Source organism: Amycolatopsis decaplanina DSM 44594 (assembly GCF_000342005.1).
Taxonomy (GTDB): domain Bacteria; phylum Actinomycetota; class Actinomycetes; order Mycobacteriales; family Pseudonocardiaceae; genus Amycolatopsis; species Amycolatopsis decaplanina.
The window spans coordinates 27,810-51,136 of record NZ_AOHO01000058.1 but is presented as its reverse complement, the minus strand read 5'-3'; the positions used below and the strand labels follow the sequence as shown (position 1 = coordinate 51,136).

The 23,327-nt window shown below is 70.1% G+C and carries 17 protein-coding genes; 12 read left to right on the top strand and 5 right to left on the bottom strand.

Annotation, left to right across the window (positions count from 1 at the left end; translation table 11 throughout):
- The first annotated feature begins 214 nt into the window (after positions 1-214).
- From H074_RS19505 to H074_RS19480, 6 genes are read left to right on the top strand one after another with little or no spacing between them, the layout of a single operon-like run.
- Positions 215-2,263, top strand: a complete 2,049-nt coding sequence (locus tag H074_RS19505) for a molybdopterin oxidoreductase family protein (RefSeq protein WP_085940983.1) — start codon at positions 215-217, stop codon at positions 2,261-2,263.
- The gene (locus H074_RS19500) at positions 2,260-3,687 is read left to right on the top strand and encodes an FAD-dependent oxidoreductase (RefSeq protein ID WP_007031769.1); all 1,428 of its coding nucleotides are present in this window, start codon (positions 2,260-2,262) and stop codon (positions 3,685-3,687) included. Before H074_RS19505 ends, H074_RS19500 begins: the two co-directional genes overlap by 4 nt.
- Before the next feature lie 29 nt (positions 3,688-3,716).
- Entirely contained in the window at positions 3,717-5,075 is a 1,359-nt protein-coding gene (locus H074_RS19495; RefSeq protein ID WP_007031768.1) for a nitrate/nitrite transporter, read from the top strand.
- Entirely contained in the window at positions 5,075-7,579 is a 2,505-nt protein-coding gene (gene nirB / locus H074_RS19490; protein WP_007031767.1) for a nitrite reductase large subunit NirB, read from the top strand. The genes H074_RS19495 and nirB overlap by 1 nt, the downstream gene beginning before the upstream one ends.
- Positions 7,576-7,923, top strand: a complete 348-nt coding sequence (nirD, locus tag H074_RS19485; protein WP_007031766.1) for a nitrite reductase small subunit NirD — start codon at positions 7,576-7,578, stop codon at positions 7,921-7,923. The genes nirB and nirD overlap by 4 nt, the downstream gene beginning before the upstream one ends.
- On the top strand, positions 7,920-9,023 hold the full coding sequence (locus H074_RS19480; protein ID WP_007031765.1) for a uroporphyrinogen-III synthase: 1,104 nt from the start codon (positions 7,920-7,922) through the stop codon (positions 9,021-9,023). The genes nirD and H074_RS19480 overlap by 4 nt, the downstream gene beginning before the upstream one ends.
- 78 nt (positions 9,024-9,101) lie before the next feature.
- Here H074_RS19480 and H074_RS19475 read toward each other — a convergent pair whose 3' ends face one another.
- Together H074_RS19475 and H074_RS19470 are read right to left on the bottom strand one after the other, a co-directional pair.
- Positions 9,102-10,220, bottom strand: coding sequence for a DNA glycosylase AlkZ-like family protein (locus tag H074_RS19475; protein WP_007031764.1), 1,119 nt, complete (start codon positions 10,218-10,220; stop codon positions 9,102-9,104).
- Positions 10,221-10,229: 9 nt separating this feature from the next.
- Entirely contained in the window at positions 10,230-10,625 is a 396-nt protein-coding gene (locus tag H074_RS19470) for a DUF3224 domain-containing protein (RefSeq protein ID WP_007031763.1), read from the bottom strand.
- A 60-nt stretch (positions 10,626-10,685) separates the two neighbouring features.
- Between H074_RS19470 and H074_RS19465 the strand changes: the two genes are divergently transcribed.
- From H074_RS19465 to H074_RS19455, 3 genes are read left to right on the top strand one after another with little or no spacing between them, the layout of a single operon-like run.
- Entirely contained in the window at positions 10,686-11,654 is a 969-nt protein-coding gene (locus H074_RS19465; RefSeq protein ID WP_007031762.1) for a helix-turn-helix transcriptional regulator, read from the top strand.
- The gene (locus H074_RS19460) at positions 11,647-12,456 is read left to right on the top strand and encodes a uroporphyrinogen-III synthase (protein WP_007031761.1); all 810 of its coding nucleotides are present in this window, start codon (positions 11,647-11,649) and stop codon (positions 12,454-12,456) included. The genes H074_RS19465 and H074_RS19460 overlap by 8 nt, the downstream gene beginning before the upstream one ends.
- A 54-nt stretch (positions 12,457-12,510) precedes the next feature.
- Positions 12,511-13,800 carry a sensor histidine kinase gene (locus tag H074_RS19455; RefSeq protein WP_039922907.1) on the top strand — a complete coding sequence of 430 codons (1,290 nt, stop codon included), beginning with the start codon at positions 12,511-12,513 and terminating at the stop codon, positions 13,798-13,800.
- 99 nt (positions 13,801-13,899) lie between these two features.
- Here the strand turns inward: H074_RS19455 and H074_RS19450 are convergent, their stop codons facing one another.
- Positions 13,900-14,730, bottom strand: a complete 831-nt coding sequence (locus tag H074_RS19450) for a siderophore-interacting protein (protein ID WP_007031759.1) — start codon at positions 14,728-14,730, stop codon at positions 13,900-13,902.
- Between the two features lie 14 nt (positions 14,731-14,744).
- Complete coding sequence (locus H074_RS19445) at positions 14,745-15,068, bottom strand: MGMT family protein (protein WP_007031758.1); 324 nt, start codon at positions 15,066-15,068, stop codon at positions 14,745-14,747.
- Positions 15,069-15,146: 78 nt separating this feature from the next.
- Here H074_RS19445 and H074_RS19440 point away from each other — a divergent pair, with 78 nt between their 5' ends.
- Together H074_RS19440 and H074_RS19435 are read left to right on the top strand one after the other, a co-directional pair.
- Positions 15,147-18,338, top strand: a complete 3,192-nt coding sequence (locus H074_RS19440; protein WP_007031757.1) for an ATP-dependent helicase — start codon at positions 15,147-15,149, stop codon at positions 18,336-18,338.
- Positions 18,335-21,601 carry an ATP-dependent helicase gene (locus H074_RS19435; RefSeq protein WP_007031756.1) on the top strand — a complete coding sequence of 1,089 codons (3,267 nt, stop codon included), beginning with the start codon at positions 18,335-18,337 and terminating at the stop codon, positions 21,599-21,601. The genes H074_RS19440 and H074_RS19435 overlap by 4 nt, the downstream gene beginning before the upstream one ends.
- 66 nt (positions 21,602-21,667) lie before the next feature.
- Here H074_RS19435 and H074_RS19430 read toward each other — a convergent pair whose 3' ends face one another.
- Positions 21,668-22,054, bottom strand: a complete 387-nt coding sequence (locus H074_RS19430; RefSeq protein ID WP_007031755.1) for a DoxX family protein — start codon at positions 22,052-22,054, stop codon at positions 21,668-21,670.
- Positions 22,055-22,142: 88 nt separating this feature from the next.
- Between H074_RS19430 and H074_RS19425 the strand changes: the two genes are divergently transcribed.
- Positions 22,143-23,219: a potassium channel family protein gene (locus H074_RS19425; RefSeq protein ID WP_007031754.1), complete on the top strand. Its 1,077-nt coding sequence runs from the start codon at positions 22,143-22,145 to the stop codon at positions 23,217-23,219.
- The last annotated feature ends 108 nt before the right edge of the window (positions 23,220-23,327 follow it).

Below are 23,327 nucleotides of genomic sequence, written 5' to 3'. Positions count from 1 at the left end.
TCGCAATTCGGCACCTGCTTGCGTTAGTTGCGCGCGCAACGAACGCAAGCAGGTGCCGAATTGCGGGCGTCGCGACCTCACGGTGTGACGTCCATCGGCGGCGGGCAATGTCAAACGCCTGAAACATTCAGGAGTTTTCAGGTAACACGGCCTACCTACCTTCAAGCGCTATCGACGCCTGGAGGAGGTGCCCGTGCCGCTCACCGCCCCCACCGTGACCGCGGTGGACACGCACTGCCCGTACTGCGCCCTGCAGTGCGGGATGAGCCTCGACGGCGCCCGGGTCGCCCCGCGCGACTTCCCGGTCAACGCCGGCGGCCTGTGTCAGAAGGGCTGGACGTCGGGACAGCTTCTCACCTCGCCCTCCCGCTTGACGACACCGCTGATCAGGAGCGACGGCGAACTCCGGCCCGCGACCTGGACACAGGCTCTCGACCTCGTCGCGCGGCGGCTCACCGAGATCCGCGCGGCCAAGGGTGCCGACTCGGTCGCCGTCTTCGGCGGCGGCGGGCTGACCAACGAGAAGGCGTATCTGCTGGGGAAGTTCGCCCGCGTCGCGCTGGGCACCTCGCAGATCGACTACAACGGCCGGTTCTGCATGTCGTCGGCGGCGGCCGCCGGGATCAAGGCGTTCGGCGCCGACCGCGGGATGCCGTTCCCGGTCACGGATCTCGCCGACGCCGACGCGGTGCTGCTCATCGGCGCGAACCCGGCCGAGACGATGCCGCCGTTCACCCAGCATCTCACGCGCGCGGACCTGATCGTCGTCGACCCGCGCCGTACGCCGACCGCCGAACTGGCCGGACTGCACCTGCGGCCCGCGCCGGGGACCGATCTCGCGCTCGCGCAGGGCATCCTGCACGCCGTCGTCGCCGACGGCCTGCTCGATCAGTCCTATGTGGACGCGCGGACGAACGGATTCGACGAACTGTGGCGATCGGTCGCGGCATGGTGGCCGGAGCGCGTCGAGCAGATCACCGGCGTCTCCGCGGCGGACCAGCGTCGTGTCGCCGCCAAGCTCGCCGCGGCCCGTAACGCCTACGTCCTCACCGCGCGCGGCACCGAGCAGCACGCCAACGGCACCGCGATGGTCAACGCCTGGATCAACCTCGCGCTCGCCCTCGGCCTGCCGGGGCGCCCGGGATCCGGGTTCGGCTGCCTGACCGGGCAGGGCAACGGACAGGGCGGCCGCGAGCACGGGCAGAAGGCCGACCAGTTGCCCGGCTACCGCAAGATCGACGACCCGGCGGCGCGCGAACACGTCGCCGGGGTCTGGGGTGTGCCGCCGGAATCCCTGCCGGGGCCGGGCCGTTCGGCCGTCGAGTTGCTGGAGGCGCTCGGCACCGAAGACGGACCGAGCGCGCTGATGGTGTTCGGCAGCAACCTCGTCGTTTCCGCGCCCCGCGCCGGGAACATCCAGGAAAAGGTGTCCTCTTTGGACTTCCTGGTGGTCTCGGACCTCGTCCTGTCGGAGACGGCGGCGATGGCCGATGTCGTCCTGCCGGTCACCCAGTGGGCCGAAGAAGACGGCACGATGACCAATCTCGAAGGCCGGATCCTCCTGCGGCGCAAAGCGATCGATCCGCCGTCCGGCGCGAAGACCGATCTCCATGTGCTCTCCGAACTCGCCCGCCGGTTCGGTCAGCCCGACGGGCGGTTCCCGACGGACGCCGAGACCGTCTTCACCGAGCTCCGCCAGGCCTCCAAGGGCGGTGTCGCCGACTACTCGGGCGTCACCTACGACCGGCTCCGCGACGGCGAGGCCCTCTACTGGCCCGTCCCGGCGGAATCGCATCCCGGCACCCCGCGGATGTTCCTCGACTCCTTCGCCCACCCGGACGGTCGCGCGCGGTTCGTGCCGGTGGACCACGTCGGCCCGGCCGAACCACCCGACGCCGAATTCCCCTTGCAGGCCACCACCGGCCGGGTCCTGCAGCACTACCAGTCCGGGGCGCAGACCCGGCTGGTCAAGGAACTCAACGATGTCGTGGCGGAGGCCTTCGTGGAAGTTCATCCCGACACCGCTGCTCGCGCGGGGCTGGCCGAGGGCGACCTCGCCGTGGTGCGTTCCCGGCGAGGGGAGACCGTCGCCCGGGTCCGTTGTGTGGCGTCGCTGCGCCCCGATCTGGTGTTCCTGCCGTTCCACTTTCCCGGCGAGGGCAGGGCGAACCTGCTGACCAACCCGGTGCTCGACCCGACGAGCCGGATGCCCGAGTTCAAGGTGTGCGCGGTCGCGCTCGCCCCGGCCGAGGTCGTCGCGTGAGCCCCCGGTCGGTGGTCATCGCCGGATACGGGATGGCGGGCGCGCGGCTCGCGGACGAGATCCAGCGCCGCGATCCCGAGGGCGAACGGGTGCGGCTCACCGTCATCGGCGCGGAGGAGCACACCGCCTACAACCGGGTGCTGCTCTCGTCGGTGGTCGCCGGCACCATGCGGCCCGAAGCCGTCCGGCTGCACGACGACGAATGGCCGTCCCGCACCCGTGCCGACCTGCGCCGGGGCGTCTCCGCGACGTCGATCGACCGGGAAGCGCGGCGGATCCATCTCGATGACGGGTCCACTGTGGACTACGACGTGCTGGTGCTCGCCACCGGCGCGAACCCGTGGATGCCGCCGGTCGAGGGACTCGAACCCGGCCCGGACGTCGTCGCGTTCCGCACGCTCGACGACTGCGCCCGCATCCTCGACGCGGCCAGACTGGGCGCGCCGGTCGCCGTGCTCGGCGGCGGGCTGCTGGGCTTGGAAGCCGCGCGAGGCCTCGCCGGACGCGGGAATCTCGTCACCGTCGTGCATCCGATGCCGCACATCATGGAACGTCAGCTGGACGCGGAATCGGCGCGGGTGCTGACCAGGAAGCTCGAAGAACTCGGCGTCGTCTTCCGGCTCGGCGTCGGGGCCGCGCGGTATGTCAGCGGCGACGGGCTCAAGCTCGACGACGGCACGCACGTGCCAGCCGATCTCATCGTCGTCTCGACCGGCGTCCGGCCCGAGACGAAACTCGCCATGGACGCCGGGCTGACCGTCGAGGGCGGCATCGTCGTCGACGATCTGCTGCGCACCAGCGACGGCCGGATCCACGCGATCGGCGACTGCGCACGGCATCCCGGCGCGTTCGGCGGACTCGTGCAACCCGCGTGGGAACAGGCCGCCGTCGTCGCGGATCTCGTCACCGGCACGAAATCCTCGTCGCGTTACCGCGGTACCCAGGCGGTGACCAGGCTGAAGGCCCGCGACATCGACCTCACCGCGCTCGGCGAGACGATGACCGGCGCGGACGACCCGACCGCCGAAGTGCTCACCTTCAGCGACCCGGCGGGCTGCCGCTACGGCAAGCTCGTCCTCCGCGAAAACCGGGTGGCGGGCGCGATCCTGCTCGGCCTGCCCGACGCGGCCGCGTCGATCACCCAACTGTACGACCGGGGCACACCGGTGCCCGAAGACCGGCTCGCCGTCCTGCTGGGACGTGCGTTGCCCGCCGGGGCGCCGTCGGCGTCGAGCCCGGCCGATCTGCCCGCCTCGGCGGTCATCTGCCGCTGCAACGCGGTGACCAAGGGACGGCTCGTCGAGGCCTGGCGCGGCGGTGCCACCGACGTCCCCGCCCTCGCCGGGGCGACCCGCGCGACGACCGGCTGCGGCGGTTGCAAGGACGCAGTCGGCGGGGTCGCGAAATGGCTGGCCGCCCAGTGAACCCGAACGCATCCACCGAGGAGGACCGCATGGCAGTGCGCGGAAAGCGCTGGATCGAGCACTGGGATCCGGAGAACGAGCAGTTCTGGGAGGAGACCGGGAAGAAAGTCGCCCGGCGGAACCTCTGGTTTTCCATCCTCGCCGAGCACATCGGCTTCTCCGTCTGGACACTGTGGTCGGTCATGGTCCTGTTCATGGGGCCGCGGTACGGGTTCTCGGCCGCCGACAAGTTCCTGCTGGTCTCGACCCCGACGCTGATCGGCGCGCTCATGCGACCGCTGTACACCTTCGCGGTGGCGAGGTTCGGTGGCCGGAACTGGACGATCATCAGCGCGATGCTGCTGCTGGCGCCGACGATCCTCGCGGCGATCGCGATGGAGCCGGGCACCTCGCTCGGCACGTTCCTGCTGATCGCCGCGCTCGGCGGGGTCGGCGGCGGGAACTTCGCGTCGTCGATGACCAACATCAACGCGTTCTACCCCGAGAAGCACAAGGGCTGGGCGCTCGGGCTCAACGCGGGCGGCGGGAACCTCGGCGTGGCGGCGATCCAGCTGATCGGCCTGCTGGTCATCGGCACCGTCGGCGCGACCGCGCCGCGGGTGGTCCTCTACATCTACATTCCGCTGATCGTCCTCGCCGCGACCTGCGCGTACTTCTTCATGGACAACCTCGCCTCGATGAAGGGCGACACCAAGGCGATGCGCGAGGTCGTCAAGGATCCGCACACCTGGGTGATGTCGTTCCTCTACGTCGGCACGTTCGGTTCGTTCATCGGCTACAGCTTCGCCTTCGGCCTGGTGTTGCAGAACCAGTTCGGCCGCACTCCGCTGCAGGCGGCCGCGGTCACGTTCCTCGGGCCGCTGCTCGGTTCGTTCTCGCGTCCGACAGGCGGTCGGCTGGCCGACCGGATCGGCGGCGGCAAGGTCACCTTCGTGACATTCGTCGGTATGGCCGCGGCGACCGTGGTGCTGATCCTGGCATCGACGTCGAACTCGCTGGTGCTGTTCACCATCGCGTTCATCGTGCTGTTCGTGCTCACCGGCATCGGCAACGGTTCGACGTACAAGATGATCCCGGCGATCTTCCGCGCCAAGGCGAAGGTCGCGATCAGCGAGGGCGCGGACGAGACACTGGAGCTGCTCAAGGCCCGCAAGCTCTCCGGAGCGCTGATCGGACTGGCCGGGGCGATCGGCGCGCTCGGCGGGCTCTTCATCAACCTGGCCTTCCGGCAATCGTTCGCGGACACGAAGAGCGGAGTGCCGGCGTTCATCGCCTTCCTGGTCTTCTACGGCCTGTGCTTCGCCGTCACGTGGGCGGTGTACCTGCGCAAACAACAGTCGGAGGTGGCGAGCACCCGAGGTCTGGCGCTCGCCGGAGCGGAGGTCTGATGCGGAAACTCGTCGTCGTCGGACACGGCATGGTGGCCCACCGGCTCGTCGAAGCGGTGCGCGCGGAGGACAAGACCGGTCAGTGGCAGGTCGTGGTGCTCGCCGAGGAGGCGCGGCCCGCCTACGACCGGGTCGCCCTGACGTCCTATGTGGACACCTGGGATCCCGCCTCCCTCGCTTTGGAAGGCGCGGACTACGCGGACGACCCGCTGGTCGAGCTGCGGCTCGGGGACGCGGTGGCCTCGGTGGACCGGGAGCGCGGGATCGTCGTCACCGAAGCCGGTCACGAGCAGCCGTACGACACGCTCGTCCTCGCGACCGGTTCGCGGCCGTTCGTCCCGCCGGTGCCGGGCCACGATCTCCCTGGCTGCTTCGTCTACCGGACGATCGAGGATCTCGACGCCATCCGGGAAGCCGCTCAGCGTCCCGGCCGCGGCCGTCGTTCGGCGGTCGTCATCGGTGGCGGTCTGCTCGGCCTCGAAGCCGCGAAGGCGTTGCGGGACATGGGACTTTCGCCGCATGTGGTCGAGATGGCGCCGCGCCTGATGCCGCTGCAGGTCGACGAGGGCGGCGGCGGTCTGCTCCGGCGGCTGATCACCGACCTCGACGTGACCGTCCACACGGGAACGTCGACCGACGCCATCGAACCGGACGGCGAACGCTACATCGCGCGGCTCGGCAACGGCACGGAACTCGACGTCGACCTCGTCGTCTTCTCCGCCGGGATCCGGCCGCGCGACGATCTGGCGCGCTCGTCCGGGCTGGAGGTCGGCGCGCGGGGCGGCATCCTGGTCGACGACACCTGCCGGACGTCCGACCCGGTGGTGTACGCGATCGGGGAATGCGCGGCCGTGGACGGCAAGGTGTACGGCATCGTGGCGCCCGGCTACGCGATGGCGGAGATCGTCGCGGCGCGGCTGACCGGCGGCGAGGGCACGTTCCCCGAGCCGGACATGTCGACGAAGCTCAAGCTCATGGGTGTCGACGTCGCCAGCTTCGGTGACGCGCACGCGGCGACCGAGGGCGCGCTGGAGGTCGCGTTCAACGACGCCGTCGCCGGGACGTACAAGAAGCTGGTCGTCTCGGATGATTCGAAGACGTTGCTCGGCGGTGTGCTGGTGGGCGACGCGAGCGAATTCAACACGCTGCGCGCGATGGTCGGCAGGCCGCTTCCCGCCGAACCGGGTGCGATCCTCGCCCCGGCAGGCGGCGGGGCGGCGGTCGGCGTCGACGCGCTGCCGGATGCCGCGCAGATCTGTTCCTGCAACGCGGTTTCCAAGGGCGCGATCACGCACGCGATCACCGAAGAGGGTTGCGATTCGGTCGCCAAGATCAAGGGCTGCACCCGTGCCGGGACGGCGTGCGGATCGTGCGTCCCGCTGCTGGGCAAGCTGCTGACGGCTTGCGGTGTCGAGCAGTCGAAAGCGCTGTGCGAGCACTTCCCGCAAGCACGCGCGGAGCTTTTCCAGATCCTGCGGGCCACGCGGATCACCACGTTCAGCGAGATGATCGACCGCTACGGCACCGGAACCGGCTGCGCGATCTGCAAACCGGCGATCGCGTCCATCCTGGCGACACTGGGCAACGGGCACATCCTCGCCGGTGAGCAGGCGACCCTGCAGGACACCAACGACAAGTTCCTCGCGAATCTCCAGCGCAACGGGACCTATTCGGTGGTCCCGCGCATCCCCGGCGGCGAGATCACGCCGGAGAAGCTCATGGTGATCGCGCAGGTGGCGATGGACTTCGGGCTGTACACCAAGATCACCGGCGGACAGCGGATCGACCTGTTCGGCGCGGGAGTCGACCAGCTCCCGCTGATCTGGCGGCGGCTCGTCGACGCCGGTTTCGAGTCGGGCCACGCTTACGGGAAGTCGTTGCGCACGGTCAAATCCTGCGTTGGCTCGACTTGGTGCCGCTACGGTGTGCAGGACAGCGTCGGTCTCGCGATCGAGCTGGAGCTGCGCTATCGCGGCCTGCGCTCGCCGCACAAGCTGAAGTCCGCCGTTTCGGGTTGTGCGCGGGAATGCGCCGAGGCGCGGAGCAAGGACTTCGGCATCATCGCCACCGACAAGGGCTGGAACCTCTACGTCGGCGGGAACGGCGGCGCGACCCCGCGGCACGCGGATCTTCTGGTGTCCGAAGTGGACACCGAAACGCTGATCCGCACGATCGACCGGTTCCTGATGTTCTACGTCCGCACGGCCGACCGCCTGCAGCGCACCGCGCCGTGGGTCGAGGAGATGGAGGGCGGTCTCGACCACCTGCGCGCGGTGATCGTCGACGACAAGCTCGGCATCTGCGAGGACCTCGACGCGGCGATGGCCAAACACGTCGGCGACTACGCCGACGAATGGCGCGGCGTGCTGGAAGATCCGGAGAAGCTGGCGAAGTTCAGCTCGTTCGTCAACGCGCCGGGCACGCCGGACCCGACGATCTCGTTCCGCACCGAACGCGACCAGAAGGTGCCCGTGCTGCTGGGCATCCCGGAGGTGAAACAGTGACGACCTCGATCCAGCGCACCTGGACCGCCGTCTGCGCGGCGGGTGCCGTCCCCGAATGGTCCGGTGTCGCCGCACTGCTCGACGGCGGGGTGCAGGTGGCGATCTTCCGGCTCCCGGACGGCCGGTGGTACGCACTGTCCAATATAGACCCGATCAGCGGCGCCGCGGTGCTTTCGAGGGGGATCGTCGGCGACGCGGGCGGTGTCCCCGTGGTGGCTTCGCCGGTGTACAAGGAACGTTTCGATCTGCGGACCGGTGAATGTCTCGACGCCGAAGGTGTCTCGGTCGCGGTCTATCGGGTTCGGGTCACCGAGGGCGTCGTGGAGGTGGAATTCTCACCGTGACAGAAGTCCTTCCCCTGGCGGGATTCGTCATCGGGATCACGGCGGCGCGGCGGGCTGACGAGCTCGGCGCGCTGTTCGTGCGTAAGGGTGCGACCGTGCGCTACGGCCCGGCCATCCGGATCGTGCCGCTCGCCGACGACACCGAACTGCGGTCGGCCACCATGCGTCTGCTGGAAGACCGGGTCGACGCCGTCGTCGCGACGACCGGGATCGGCTTCCGCGGCTGGGTCGAGGCCGCCGAAGGCTGGGGGCTGGGGGAGGAGCTGCTGGACCGGCTGGGGAAGTCGTCGCTCCTGGCACGTGGCCCGAAGGCCAAGGGAGCGATCCGGGCGGCAGGGCTCTCGGAGGACTACTCGCCCGCCTCGGAGAGCAACGCCGAGGTGCTGCGGCATCTTCTCGATTCCGGTGTGGACGGTCAGCGGATCGCGGTGCAGCTGCACGGCGAACCGCTTCCGTACTTCGTGGACAGTCTGCGCGCCGCCGGCGCCGAGGTGATCGAGGTGCCGGTGTACCGCTGGGTCGGCCCGGCCGATCCCGGGCCGCTGGACCGGTTGCTGGACGGTGTCCTCGACGGCTCGGTGGACGCGATGCCGTTCACCAGCGCGCCCGCCGCCGCGTCCATGCTGGCGGTGGCGAGGCGGACCGGACGGCTGCCGGGAATCGTGCGGGCACTGGAGAAGCGGGTCGTGGCGGCCTGCGTCGGGCCGATCACCGCCGGGCCGTTGGCCGCGCTCGGGATCCCGACGGTCCAGCCCGCGCGGTCGCGGATCGGGGCGCTGGCACGGACGGTGTCCGACGCGCTCGAAGCCCGTTCGCCGCGGTTGTCCGCGGGCGGGCGGAGCATCGAACTGCGCGGTCAGGGGGCACTGGTCGACGGGCAGTGGTGTGACATCGCGCCCGCGCCGATGGCCCTGCTCCGGGCGCTGGCGGAGTCGCCGGGTCGGGTGTTCTCCCGGCGGGAACTGATCTCCTCGTTGCCCGATGGCGGCGAGGAACACGCCGTCGAGACCGCCATCGGGCGCCTGCGGAGTTCGTTGGGGTCGCCGAAACTCGTCCAGACGGTCGTGAAACGCGGCTACCGCCTGGCCGTCGACTCCTGACCCCCCGCAATTCGTCACCTACTTGCGGTCGTCGCGCGGGTGAGGGGCGCAAGTAGATGACGAATTGCGGGGAGTTGGTCAGGGGAAGGTGACAGTGTGGTCGGGGAACTTCCGGGCGGCGGCGACGCGGGCAGCCTCCTCTTCGGCTGCTTTCCGTACGGCGGGGCGGAGGGCGTCGAACGGGGTGACGGTGAAGTCGAGCCGTTTCTTTCCACTCGCCTTGGCCCGCCACACGCCGGCGATCTCGCCGTCGGCCAGCAGCGCGCCCGGACTGCCGAGGATCTTCCAGACCTCTTTCTGCCTGGCCTTGTCCGGCACCACCACCGCGCGGTCCCGCGCCTGAACGAACGGGTCCAGCGGTGGCAGGAGACGCACCACGTCCGGCTCGGGCGGATTCTCCAGCAGCGGCACCCGGTCTTCCGGCAGGAAGGCCTTCTTGCCGTCGACGCGGACCTCGACCAGGTCGTCCGGCCACATCGCGTCGACCCCGGCGCGGGTCGTCCCGACGTAGGCGGCGGCGTCGCCAGGGGCGGCGGGGCCGTTGATCCGCAGGTACCCCTCGACCACACGGGTGGCCGCCTTGACGTCGGGTGCGGTTTTCAGCCGGCCACGTTTTTCCAGTGGTGCCAACGTCGCCGGGGTCGCGCCCGCCTCCAGCCGGACCCCGGCGTGGATCGACGCGACCCGCATCAACTGTTCGTAGATGTGCACGACACCGCAGCCGCGGCAGGCGTAGGACAAGCCGTCGGGGATCAGCTTCGTGACGGCACCGCTCACCGTGCCCTTGGTCTGCGTGCCGGTGACGACCTCGCGGATCGCCTTCGCCGCGGTGAACAGCGCGTCCTTCGCGGACATGCCCGCGTCCTCGACCTGCTTGCGTTGCCAGAGGATCCGGGCCATCGCGTCCTTCTCGTCGAGTGGCACGAGGGCGGCCCGGATCGCGTCCAGTTCCGCGCGGCGGTGGAAATGCGGCGCGCCGCGATGCGTCCACGCGAGCACGAAGCGTTCGTCGTCCCAGACCCCGGGGGTGATGTCGCCGTCGACCCTGGCGGCGAGGCCCAGCAAGGCGGTGTCCCGCATGGAATCCTGCAGCCCGAGGTCGAACACGGCCGCCGCGGCCGGATCCGTCTGTTCACGGTGCAGTCCGTGGGCCGCGATCCGGTACGCCAGCACCTGCTCGCGATCGACCTCGAGCACTCGTCCTCCTTAAAGCGCGTATTCGAGCGTGTACGACATCGTCGGCTCGCCGAAGACGCCTGTCGTGGTGCCGGTCCCGGTGATCCCGGCGAGTTCACCCGTTCCGGAGCCCTTGACGACCTCGAACGCCGAGGTGGTGCCCTTCGCGTCGAAACCGGTGTCGTGCTTGATCACGAAGCTTCCCTTGCGCCCGTCCACACTGCCTTCGATCCGTTCGAGGCCGGGGGAGGTCGTGTCGCCGCCGTCGTGGCCCTCACCCGCGTAGTACAGCAGGTAGTCGATGACCGACTCGCCTTCGATCAGCCCGTTGTAGGCGAGCGTGGCGTGCGCGTGGGCCACGCGCGGCCCGCCTTCCGTACCGCTGACGATGGCTTCTTCCCAGTTCTTCATGGCGAACGTGTTCATGGGTTCACCCTGTCAGCCAAACCTGTCAGGATGTGTCAGGTTTTCTGGGATACTGGATTCATGCGCGCGAGCAGGCTCCTGTCGGTCCTCCTCCTGCTGCAGAACCGCGGCCGGATGACGGCCGAGGAGCTGGCGGCCGAGCTGGAGGTGTCGGTCCGGACGGTCTACCGCGACGTCGAGGCGCTGTCCGCGGCAGGCGTGCCGGTGTACGCCGATCGCGGGCGCACGGGCGGATATCAGCTGGTCGACGGCTATCGCACGCGGCTGACCGGGCTGACCGAGGAGGAGGCGCAATCGCTTTCGCTGGCGGGCCTGCCGGGCGCGGCCGGCGAGCTCGGGCTGGGCACCGTCCTCGCCGCCGCGCAGCTCAAACTGCACGCGGCCATGCCCGCGGAGCTGCGTGCAGGGGCGAGCAAGATCTCCGAGCGGTTCTATCTGGACGTCCCCGGCTGGCATCGCGGGATCGAAAGCCTGCCGCGACTGTCCGAACTCGCCGACGCGGTCTGGCACGGGCGGCGCGTCAAGGTCCGGTACGAACGCTGGGGGCAGCGGAAGGTCGATCGCGTCCTCGACCCGCTGGGGCTGATCCTCAAGGCCGGTAACTGGTATCTCGCGGCACGATGCGACGGGAGCGACCGGACGTACCGGGTCTCCCGGATCGAAGAGCTCGAAGACCTCGGCGAGACCTTCGAGCGGCCGTCCGGCTTCGACCTCGCGCGCTACTGGCAGGAATGGTCGGAGCAGTTCGAAAAGCGGATGTACTCGCGGACGGCGGTGGTCCGGCTGAACGAGTTCGCCCGCGTCCTGCTGCCGTTCTACCTCGGGGCCGTCGGAGCGCGGGCGTTGCGGGAAGCGGACGCCGAACCGGATGAAAACGACTGGCTGACGATGGAACTGCCCGTGGAACCGGGAGAATCGGCCGTCGGCGAACTGCTGCGGTTCGGCGGGAACCTCGAAGTGCTCGAACCGCCGGAGCTGCGTGAGCGGCTGGCGGAAGAGATCGGGAAGATGGGCGCGCATTATGGCTGACCTGGACGGAATCACGATCGGGATCACCGCGGAGCGGCGGGCCGACGACTTCATCGGAGCGCTCGAACGACATGGCGCGACCGTGCTGCACGCGCCCACCATCCGGATCGTCCCGCTGCCCGACGACACCGAACTGCGTGCGGCGACGGACGCCGTGCTGGCCGGACCGGTCGGGTTCACCGCGGTCACCACCGGCGCCGGATTCCGTGGCTGGCTTTCGGCGGCCGAAGGCTGGGGGCTGCGCGAGCGGTTGCTGGACCGGCTGGCGGCGTCACGGATCTTCGTGCGCGGGCCGAAAGCGGCGGGTGCCGTGCGCGGCGAGGGGCTGCGTGAGGAGTTCTCCGCGCCCGAGGAGAGCAACGCGGAACTGTTCGAGGGATTGCGTGATGCCGGGGTTCGCGGGGAACGGGTCGCCGTCCAGTTACACGGCACCTTGCTGCCCGAGCTCACCGGGCTGCTGCGGGACGCGGGCGCGGATGTCGTCCAGGCGCAGCCGTATCGCTGGCTTTCGCCCGCCGACGTCGCACCTGTGCACGAACTCGTCGAAAGCGTGATCGCCGGACGCGTGCGCGCTTTGGCCTTCACTTCCGCCCCCGCGGCGGCGAACTTGCTCGTGCTGGCCGGTTCGCGTCGCGAAGAACTCCTTGCCGCACTGCGAGGTCCGGTGCTGTGCGCGTGCGTCGGACCGGTGACCGCGGCGCCCTTGGAAGCCGCCGGCGTACCGACCGTCCAGCCCGAACGTCAGCGGCTCGGCGCGTTGGTCAAACTTCTCGTCGCGGAACTGCGCATTCGGCCGTCTTGACGCGGGAAGTCCGCTTTGCCAGGCTCGACACATCGGACGCGGGGAGGGCGGCGGATGTCCGAGTCTCAATCGGTCACCTTCGTGCGCGCTATGTTGCGAAAGGGATCCTCGGTACTGAGCGCGAGCCCAGCCGACGAAGCACCAGACCCCGATTCCGTGCCGGACTGGCGTTATCGGGAGGACTCCGCGGACACGCTGCTGATGCGTGCGATCCGCTACTCGGCGCTCGGCCCGATCTTCTACCGCGTGGCCGCGTTTCCGAAGGTGTACATCGGTTTCCTGGTCGCGAACGGTTCGGCGGGGATCGTCCCGGTGCTGAGCACGACGATCCTGGCGGTGCTGCTCAACGTCTTCGCCGGCTGGTGGGTGGTGCGAGGCCGCGGGATCCGGGCGAAGACGTCCGGGCGGCTGATGTACGCGGATCTCGCCGTGGGCGTGGTGCTCACGACGATCGTGGCCGCCGCCGCGCCCGCCGAGATCCAGCCGTTCGCCATCGACGTCGCGTGGACGTGGATGGTCGGGACGGTGGCGTTGTGGACGCTGTCGTTCGGGCTGCCCACCGCTTGCCTGCTGCTGATCGCGGCTTTGCCGTTCCGGGCGTTCTTGACCTGGATCGGCGGGCTTCCGCTCGACCATCCGCTCGCGGTGAGCCGGTCGGTGGGATGCATGGTCGCGCTCGTCGTGGCGATGGTGACCACGGCCGGGATCCTGATCCTGCTCGGCGTCGGGACCCGTTTCGCGCTGGGGATCGGAATGCGCCGCGGGCAGCGCGCCGAACGCCTGCGGACCCAGCGGGTCATGCACGACTCCGTGCTCCAGACCCTGGAGGCGATGGGGCTGGAGGCGCCGGACGACGATTCCGCGGCCGCGGAACGGCTCGCGGAGATGCGCGCGACGGCACGGGCGCAGGCCGCCGAACTGCGACGCGAGCTGAACGGCCCCGACGCGCCGTCGGCGCGCGGCCTCGCGGCGGACCTCGCCGAGGTCGCCACCGAAATGGCGCGCGACGGCCTCCGCACCCAACTCGTCGCCGCCGAGACCGAACAGGACTACCGCCTCTCGCACGCGCGCCGGACCGCCATCCGCGACGCCGTCCGCGAAGCGCTCCGAAACACCGTGAAGCACGCCGGGACGAAACAGGTCGTGCTTCGCGTCGAGGAGTGCGAAGGCGGCGTCGCGGTCATCGCGCGGGATCAGGGAACCGGTTTCAGCATGCTGGACCGGCCGCCGGGCTTCGGGATCAGCCAGTCGATCATGGCGCGGCTGGCGGAGGTCGGCGGGCGGGGGACGATCGATTCGCATCCGGGGCGGGGGACCCGGGTGACGCTCTGGGTTCCGCACTGAGGCCGTGCTCGGAGCGAAAGTGGTAGCAAAGGTCCCTTGCTCTCTTTCCCCAGGTCAGAGAGTTGCCGGCGGCGGCTCGGGAAACGCGCCCGAACGCCCTCAGTCCTCCTCGGGTGCCGGAATCTCCCCGGCCTCCGCCTGCCGCATCGCTTCACGTCCAGCGGCCTCTTCGCTCATCCCTTGCCGCCAGTACCCCGTGAAGCAGATCGCCCGCTTGTCGACCCCGCGTTCCCGCACGAGGTGCCGTCGCACCAGCTTCACCATGTTCGCCTCGCCGGAAACCCACGCGTAGGGCGTCCCGCCCGGCAGTTCCGCCTTGCGCACGGCTTCGAGCACGGCCGAGCCGACCGGGCCGGAGCCGCGCACCACCCAGTGCAACTCCACCGTCCCCTGCGTTTCGAAGACCTGCCGGTCTTCGCGATCACTGATCTCGACATAGACCAGCGCTCGCGTCCCGGCGGGGAGCGCTTCGACGATCGCGCCGATCGCCGGGATCGCGGTCTCGTCGCCGATCAGCAGTTGCCAGGTCGTCCCCTCGGGCACGTCGTAGAGCCCGTGCGGTCCCAGGAACGCGACCCTGTCGCCCTCCGAAGCGCGCGAAGCCCATGCGGAGGCGGGGCCTTCGTCGCCGTGCAGCACGAAGTCGATGTCGACCTCCTGCGCTGCCGGCCGCAGCGCGCGCACGGTGTAGGTGCGCATCGGCGGCCGGACGTCGTCGGGCATCGCGAGGTAGGTCCGGTACCAGGACAGCGCTTCGTCACCGCTCAGCGGCGCGGGCAGCACGGGCTCCGACTGACCGGGCTGCGGGAAGAACACCTTCAGGTACTGGTCGGGCGCCTGGTCCGCCAGCGAAGCCCCCGAGAAGGTCACCCTGCTCATATGCGGGGTCAGCCTCCGTACTCCGGTCACCTTCGCCTCGATGTAACTCATTAGGCGAGGCTAACCTAAAAGAGAGCGCCGGGACCAGCGTCGTCATCGGGATCACGCTGCCACCGGTATTTTCGCAGGTCGACGCGCTGGCCGTCGGCCAGGACGCCCTCCGCGCGCAGCCGTTCCAGCTGCTCGTGGACCAGATGCGGAGCCGGTGTCCCGTCGGCGCGCAGAATGCGGTGCCAAGGCAGGTCCTGGCCGTCCTCGCCGAGGATCCGGCCGACCAGCCGCGGTGACGGGGCTCCCGAAACCGACGCTATATCCCCATAAGTCGCGACCGAGCCGGCGGGCACGCTCGCGATGACCTCGCGCACCCGCTCGTGCAGTTCGTCATCCATGGGACCACTTTGCCGTGCCGCTGCGAGGTTGTGTCGGCGGGGCGTGGTTCCATCGTGGGCGTGAACGGGCGGCGAACAGTGGCAGGAACCGACGCGCGGCTGGTCCGCACGCCGGTCACCGGCACGCCGTCCTTCCAGTGGGATTCCGGCGCCCGCCGCCTGCTGGCCGCCCCGGACGGTTTCCGGCGGGTCCTTGGCGGGCCGGGCACGGGCAAGACGGCCTTGCTGGCGTCGGCGGCGTCGCGGCGCATCGCGGAGGGCGCGAACCCGGAGAGCGTGCTCATCCTGACCGCCTCCCGCAAGGCGGCCGAGGTCCTGCGCGCCGACATCACCCACCGGCTCACCACCGATCCGGAAGAGGATCCGCTGCCGCGCACGATCCGCGAGCCGCTCGTGCGCACGGTGCATTCGTACGCGTACGCGCTGTTGCGGATGGAGGCGCAGGCCGGCGAACTCCCGCCGCCCCGGCTGCTGGCCGGAGCGGAGCAGGACGTCGTCGTCCGCGATCTGCTCGCCGGTGACATCGAGGAGGGCGCGCTCGACTGGCCGGAACAGTTGCGGCCCGCGCTGAGCGTGCCGGGGTTCGCCGAGGAACTGCGAGACCTTCTGCTCCGCGCCGCCGAACGCGGCCTCGGTCCGGAGGATCTGGTCGAACTCGGCAGGCGTCGCGGCCGTGAAGAGTGGATCGCGGCCGGCCGCTTCTGGAGCCAGTACGAAGAGGTCACGTTGCTGCAGGGCGCGGGCGGCAACGCGCTCGGCGTGGCGAGCGCGCCCGCGCTGGACGCGGCGGAGCTGGTCACTTCCGCACTGCTCGCGTTGGAGGACGATCCCGAACTGCGCGAACGCGAGCAGCGTCGCGTCCGGCACTTGTTCGTCGACGACGCGCAGCACCTCGACCCGTTGCAGACCCAGCTCATCCGGCTCATCGGGCACGCGGCCGACGAGTTCGTCGTCGCGGGCGACCCCGATCAGTCCGTGTTCTCCTTCCGCGGCGCGGATCCCCGCCTGTTCGCCGACGCGGACGAGGACGGCGAGCGCACGGTCCTGCTGACCACGGCGCACAGGCACGCCCCGGTGATCCGCACGGCCGTCACGAAACTCGGCTCCGTACTGCCAGGCTCGTCGCCGCAGCGCAAACTCGTCGACGCGCCGGACGCCGAGGGCGGCGCCGTCCGTGTCCGCCTGATGCCGACCCCGGCCGCCGAGGCGAGCTGGATCGCCGATCAGCTCCGCCGCGCGCATCTCGTCGACGGCGTGCCGTGGTCGGAGATGGCGGTGCTCGTCCGGTCGCCCGCCCGTACTTTCCTTGTCCTGCAACGTGCTCTGCGTGCGGCCGGGGTGCCGATCGGTTCGGCCACCGAGGAGCTGCCGCTCGCGAAACAACCCGCCGTCCGCCCGTTGCTGGCGATGCTGCGGCTCGCCGCGGACCCGGAACTGCTCGACGTCGATCTCGCCGAGATGCTGCTGTCCTCGCCCTTGGGCGGCGCGGATCCGCTCGCCCTGCGGCGGCTGCGTCGCGGCTTGCGCAGGCTGGAGCTCGCGGGCGGCGGGCAACGGTCCAGCGACGAGCTCCTGGTGGAAGCCTTGCGTACCAACGATGTCCTCACCGGTCTCGCCGAGGCCGAGTCGCTGCCGATGCGCCGGATCGGTGGTCTGCTGCACGCCGCGCACCAGGCCGTGGTGCGCGGCGATGGCGTCGAGCAGGTGCTGTGGGATCTGTGGCAGGCCAGCGGCTTGGAACAGCGCCTGCTGCGGTTGGTCGATCGAGGCGGTTCCCTCGGCTCGCAGGCGGATCGAGACCTCGACGCGATCGTCGCGCTCTTCGACGCGGCCGGTCGTTATGTCGACAGATTGCCGAGGGCGAGTGTCGCCTCGTTCGCGGATTACCTGTCCTCGCAGAACATCGCGGGTGACACGCTGGCCCCCGCGGCCATGAAGAGCGAAGGCGTCTCGCTGCTCACGGCGCACGCGTCCGCCGGTCGCGAGTGGACGGTCGTGTCCATCGCCGGGGTCCAGGAAGGCAGCTGGCCGGATCTGCGGCTGCGCGGTTCCGTGCTCGGCGTCGAGCGGCTGGTCGACCTCATGTCCGGCGTCGACGACGAAAAGGTGTCCGCCACCGCGCCGATCCTCGCCGAAGAGCGGCGGCTGTTCTATCTCGCCGCGAGTCGCGCGCGGAAGACGTTGCTGGTCAGCGCGGTCGCGGGAGAGGACGAGCAGCCCTCCCGGTTCATCGACGACCTGGAGGAGAACGGCGCGGACGACGGCGGCCTCGACTCGCGGATGAAGCCGGCGGGACGTTCGCTGGTGCTCGCCGAACTCGTCGGTGAACTGCGCGAGGTCGTCTGTGATGACAAAAGCGGCCCGGAGCGGCGGCAGAGGGCGGCGCGTCAGCTCGCCAAACTGGCCGCCGCCGGGGTGCCGGGCGCGCATCCGGGCACCTGGTACGGCCTGCTGGAACCCTCCACCGGCGAACCCGTGCACGGGCCGGGCGACCTCATCCGCATCTCACCGTCCACTGTGGAGGTCCTGGTCAAATGCCCGCTGCGGTGGCTGATCGAACGCCACGGCGGCAGTGACCCGGCGCAACTCGCGGCCGTCACGGGAACCCTGGTGCACGGGCTCGCGCAGGCGGTCGCGGGCGGCAGCAGCGACGAGCAGATCCGCGCGGCCCTCGACGAGGCATGGGTGCGGGTCGACGCGGGGGCACCGTGGTTCTCGCGCCGCGAGCGGTCGCGGGTCGAGCAGATGTTGCGGAACTTCATCTCCTGGCTGGAATCCAGCCGCAAGGAGCTGATCGAAGCCGGGGTGGAGCAGGACATCGAAGTCGAGCTGCCGGTCGGGGACGACGATGTCCGCGTGCTCCTGCGCGGCCGCGTCGACCGCGTCGAGATGGACAAGGACGGCCGCCCGGTCGTCATCGACATCAAGACCGGCAAGGTCCCGATCTCCGCCGCCGACGCCGAACAGCATCCGCAGCTGGCCGCCTATCAGCTCGCCGTGCTGCTCGGCGCGGTCGAGGGCGGTTCGAAACCCGGCGGCGCGCGGCTCGTTTACGTCGCGAAGTCCAACAACAAGACCGGATCGACCCAGCGCGAGCAGGCGCCGCTGGACGAGGACGGCGGCAAGCAGTGGCTCGAACTGGTGCGCTCGGCGGCCGGATCCGCCGCGGGCCCGGAGTACGGCGTCACCGAGAACCCGGACTGTGATCGTTGCCCGGCAAGGGGTTGCTGTCCGCTGCGGCCCGAGGGCAGGCAGGTGACCGGCCCGTGATCTCCGAACTCCAGCGCCGTCAGGTCGAACCCGCCGAGATCGCCCGCGCGCTCGGCCTGCACAGCCCGACCGACGAGCAGGCCGAGGTGATCGCCGCGCCGATCGAGCCGTCGCTGGTCGTCGCGGGGGCGGGCGCGGGCAAGACCGAGACGATGGCCGCGCGCGTGGTGTGGCTGGTGGCCAACAGCGTCGTGCCGCCGGAACGCGTGCTCGGCCTGACCTTCACCCGCAAGGCCGCCCGCCAGCTCGCCGAACGCGTCCGCACCCGGCTGCGCCGTCTGGTCGGGTCGGGGCTGCTCGACAAGATCGACCCGACCGGCGACCTGCGCACGACGGTGACAGCGGGGGAGCCGACGGTCCTCACTTATCACGCGTACGCCGGGCGGCTGCTGTCCGAACACGGTCTGCGGCTGCCTGTCCAGCCCGGGGTCCGGCTGCTTTCGGAGACGTCTTCGTGGCAGTTCTCCCATCGCGTGGTGTCCACCTGGGACAACGACCTCGACACCGATCGCGTGCCCTCCACGGTGACGGCGCAGTTGCTGGCACTGGCCGGGGAACTCGGCGAGCACCTGGTCGAGACCGAGCGGCTGGCCGAGTACACCTCCTGGCTGTGCGAAGTCATCGAGAACGCGCCACGAGCCAAGGGGCAGCGCGCGTCGTTGCCACAGAAACTGGCCGAAGTCATGACGGCGCAACGGTTCCGGCTCGCGCTCCTGCCGTTGGTCGAGGCGTACCACGCGCGGAAACGGGCGGAAGGCGCGCTCGACTTCGCCGACCAGATGTCGCTGGCCGCGCAGCTCGCCAGCAGCTATCCGGCGGTGGTCGCGGGGGAGCGTGAACGCTACGGCGCGGTCCTGCTCGACGAATACCAGGACACTGGGCACGCACAGCGGATCCTCCTGCGGTCGCTGTTCGGCGGCGTCGAACATCCGCCGATGCCGGTGACGGCGGTGGGCGATCCGGCGCAGGCCATCTACGGCTGGCGCGGGGCCAGTGCGGCCAACCTGCCCCGGTTCACCACGGACTTCCCCCGTGACAACGGCGAACGGCTCGTCCCTGCCTTGGATTTCGGGCTGCTGACCAGTTTCCGCAATCCGTCCGAGGTGCTCGAACTCGCGAACGCGATCTCGGAACCGTTGCGGGAACGGGGTCTCGGCGTCGCGCGGCTGCGTGCGCTGGAAGGCGCGGGGCCTGCCGACATCGCGGCCGCGCTGCTTCCGGATGTCCGAGCCGAACGCGAGTGGGTGGCCGACGCGGTGGCGAAACGCTGGTTCGAAACCGTGGAGGAGACCGGAAAACCGCCTACGGCCGCGGTATTGGTGCGCCGTCGTGCCGACATGGCGCCGATCGCGGCGGAGATGCGGGCACGCGGGCTGCCGGTGGAGGTCGTCGGACTCGGTGGCCTCCTCGATGAACCCGAGGTCGCGGACCTGGTCAGCACGTTGCGGGTGCTCGCGGACCCGCTCGCGGGCAGCGCGGCGGCACGGTTGCTGACCGGGGCGCGCTGGCGGATCGCGGCGGCCGACCTCGCGGCGTTGTGGCGCCGCGCGGGCGAACTCTCCTCGCCGGTGCCGCCGTCGGGAAAGTCCGATGTGGACGAACCGGTGCTGGTGACCGAACGGGTCGAGCAGGCCGGGCTCGCCGACGCGATCGACGACCCCGGGACACCGGAACGGTATTCGCCAGAGGGATACCGGCGGATCCGGCGGATCGGCGCCGAGCTTTCGGCGCTGCGACGGCGGCTGGACCAGTCGCTGCCCGAACTGGTCGCCGACGTGGAACGCACGATGCTGCTCGACGTCGAGTCACTGGCCCGGCCCGGTCCCGTCGGGCGCGCGCACCTGGACGCTTTCGCCGACGTCGTCACGGATTTCGCCGAGACCTCGCCGACGGCCACTCTTTTGTCCTTTGTGGACTATCTGAACACGGCGGCGCACGCGGAGGACGGGCTCACTCCCGGCGAGGTGGAGGTCGTGCCGGACCGGGTCCAGGTGCTGACCGTGCACTCGGCCAAGGGGCTGGAATGGCGCATCGTCGCGATTCCGCATCTGGTCAAGGAAGTCTTCCCCGGGCGGCGGCGTTCGTCGTCGTGGTTGCGGACGTCGACCTCGCTGCCCGCCGCGCTGCGCGGGGACTCCGAGGACCTGCCGGAGCTGCGGATCCCCGAAGGCGCTGACCGCAAGGAAGTGCAGGAAGCGCTGGAACTGCACGAAGAAGGCTTCGTCGCGCGTGAAGCGGACGAGGAGCGGCGGCTCTGTTACGTCGCGCTGACGCGCTCCGAGCACACCATGCTGATTTCCGGCCATTGGTGGAACGAGAGCAGTGCGCGGCCGAAAGGGCCGTCGGAGTTCCTGCTCGAAATCGGCGAGGTGATGCGGGGGAACTCGGTCGGCCGGATCGAGCACTGGGCCGACGAGCCGGAAGCCGACGGCGAGAACCCGCTGGTCGCCGACTCTCGCCGGTCGCGGTGGCCGGTCGATCCGCTGTGGCCGCGGCGCGAGGGCGTCACGAACGGCGTCGATCTGGTCCTCGGCGCCATGGAAGACGCCGCAGACGCGGAACACGCCGAGCAAGAGGAAGAGGACGATCCGGATGGCTGGATCTCCGACACCAAGGTACTGCTGGAGGAACGCGCGCGGGCGCGGGACCGGGTGCAGCAGGTCGTCCTGCCGCCGCATCTTTCGGTGAGTCAGCTGGTCGAGCTGTCGGCCGACCCCGCCGCGCTGGCCAAACGGCTGCGGCGGCCGCTTCCCGTGCGCCCCAACACTTACGCGCGCCGGGGGACGGCGTTCCACGGTTGGCTGGAGCAGCGGTTCGGCGGCGAGCAGCTGCTGGAGATCGATGACCTGCCGGGTGCGGCGGACGTCGACGAGGCGCCTGATTCCGAGCTGGAGGCGCTGCAGACGGCGTTCGAGAAGAGCGAGTGGGCGCACCGGGTGCCGCACGCAGTCGAGGTCCCGTTCTCGGCGGACGTCGTGGGCGTGACCGTGCGCGGGCGGATGGACGCCGTGTTCGCCGATGCCGACGGCGGCTGGACCGTCGTCGACTGGAAGACCGGCGCGGTCCCGGAAGCCGACCGGCTCGAGCCGCTGGCCGTGCAGCTGGCGGCGTACCGGCTGGCGTGGGCGGCGCTCAAGAAGGTGCCGGTGGAGAAGGTGCGGGCGGCCTTCCACTACGTGAAACACGACAAGACCGTCCGCCCGGCCGATCTGCTGGACGCCGAAGGCCTGCGACAACTGCTTCGGAGCGTCCCGACGATCTAGCGATTCGGCACCTGCTTGCGTTACTTGCGCGTGCAACTACCGCAAGCAGGTGCCGAATTGCGGGGGTCAGGCGCGGTCGCGCACCTTGAGGGCCCAGGTCACGAGAGGGATCTGCAGCGGGACGCGAGCCCAGAAGGCCGTCCGCCAGTGCTTCGGGGCCTTCCGGCGGTCGGCGTCGACGGCCATCTTCACGTTCCCCGGCAGGACCACGACGAACAGCAGTGCGGCCGCGAGCCCGCCGAGACGCCGCGTCTTCGGAGCGGCGACCGCGGCGGCGACACCCAGCTCGGCCACGCCGGAGCCGTAGGTCCACGCCCGAGGGGAGCCGGGCAGTTGCTTCGGGATGATGGCGTCGAAGGGTTTCGGCTGGACGAAGTGCAGCACACCGGCCACGCCCAGCAGGCCGGCGAGGAAATAGGCGGGCCGCTGAGAGGGCTTGGAATCCGAAGACATGCCCCGAGCTTCGCATACCGCGCTGAACGCGAGGATCTTCGGCTATCCTCCCGACCGTGAGTGACGCGGACCAGGCCGGAGCCTGTGCATGAGGGTTCTCAAGCGTTTCCCGGTCAGGCTGAGCGACCGCCCGGACCACGAGCTCGTCGGCGTGATCCGGATGCCGGAACTGACGGTCAGCCCGCTGCGGTCGATCCTCAAACGGATCATCGGCGCGATACTCGCCCTGCTCGCGACCGTCCTGATCGTCTACCTCGACCGGGACGGTTACCGCGACGCCAACGGCGACGGGCTCACCTTCCTCGACAGCCTCTATTACGCGACGGTGTCGCTGTCGACCACGGGTTACGGTGACATCGCGCCCGCGACGCCGTCCGCGCGGCTGGTGAACGTCCTGGTGATCACCCCGCTGCGGGTGCTCTTCCTCATCGTCCTGGTCGGTACCACACTCGAAGTGCTCACCGAGCGCTCCCGGCAGGCTTTCAAGATCCAAAAGTGGAGGACGAAGGTGCGTGACCACACGGTCGTCGTCGGATTCGGCACGAAGGGCCGGTCGGCGGTCAACGCGCTGCTCGGGGATGAGAACGTCGAACCCGATCACATCGTCGTCGTCGACACCGACCAGCAGGCCCTCGAAGCGGCCACGTCACTCGGCCTGGTGACCGTGCACGGCTCGGCCACCCGCGCCGACGTGCTGCGCGTCGCCGGGGTCCAGCGGGCGCGTGCCGTCGTCGTCGCCCCGAACCGGGACGACACCGCCGTGCTGGTCACGCTGACCGCCCGCGAGCTGGCGCCGAAGTCGCACATCGTGGCGTCGGTGCGGGAGGCGGAGAACGTCCACCTGCTCAAGCAGTCGGGCGCGAACCAGGTCGTGGTGTCGAGCGAGACCGCCGGGCGTCTGCTCGGCATGGCGACGTCGACGCCGCTGGTGGTCGACATGGTCGAGGACCTGCTCACGCCCGAGTCCGGCCTCGCGATCGCCGAACGCCCGGTGGAACCGTCCGAAGAGGGCGGTTCGCCGCGGCATCTTCCGGACATCGTGCTGGGCGTCGTCCGCGACGGCGTCCTGTACCGCGTGGACGCCCCGCAGGCGGACGCGATCGAGCCGGGGGACAAGCTGCTGTACATCCGGAAGGTGACCGCCGCGGAGACGATCGAGCGGTAGCGGGGGACCTTTGCTGTCACTTCCCCTGGTCGAGAGGTCTCCTGTGTTTTGCCGCGAGGTTCTGAGAGCATGGCGTTCGTGCGCAAGCGATCGGACCCCGCCAGAGGG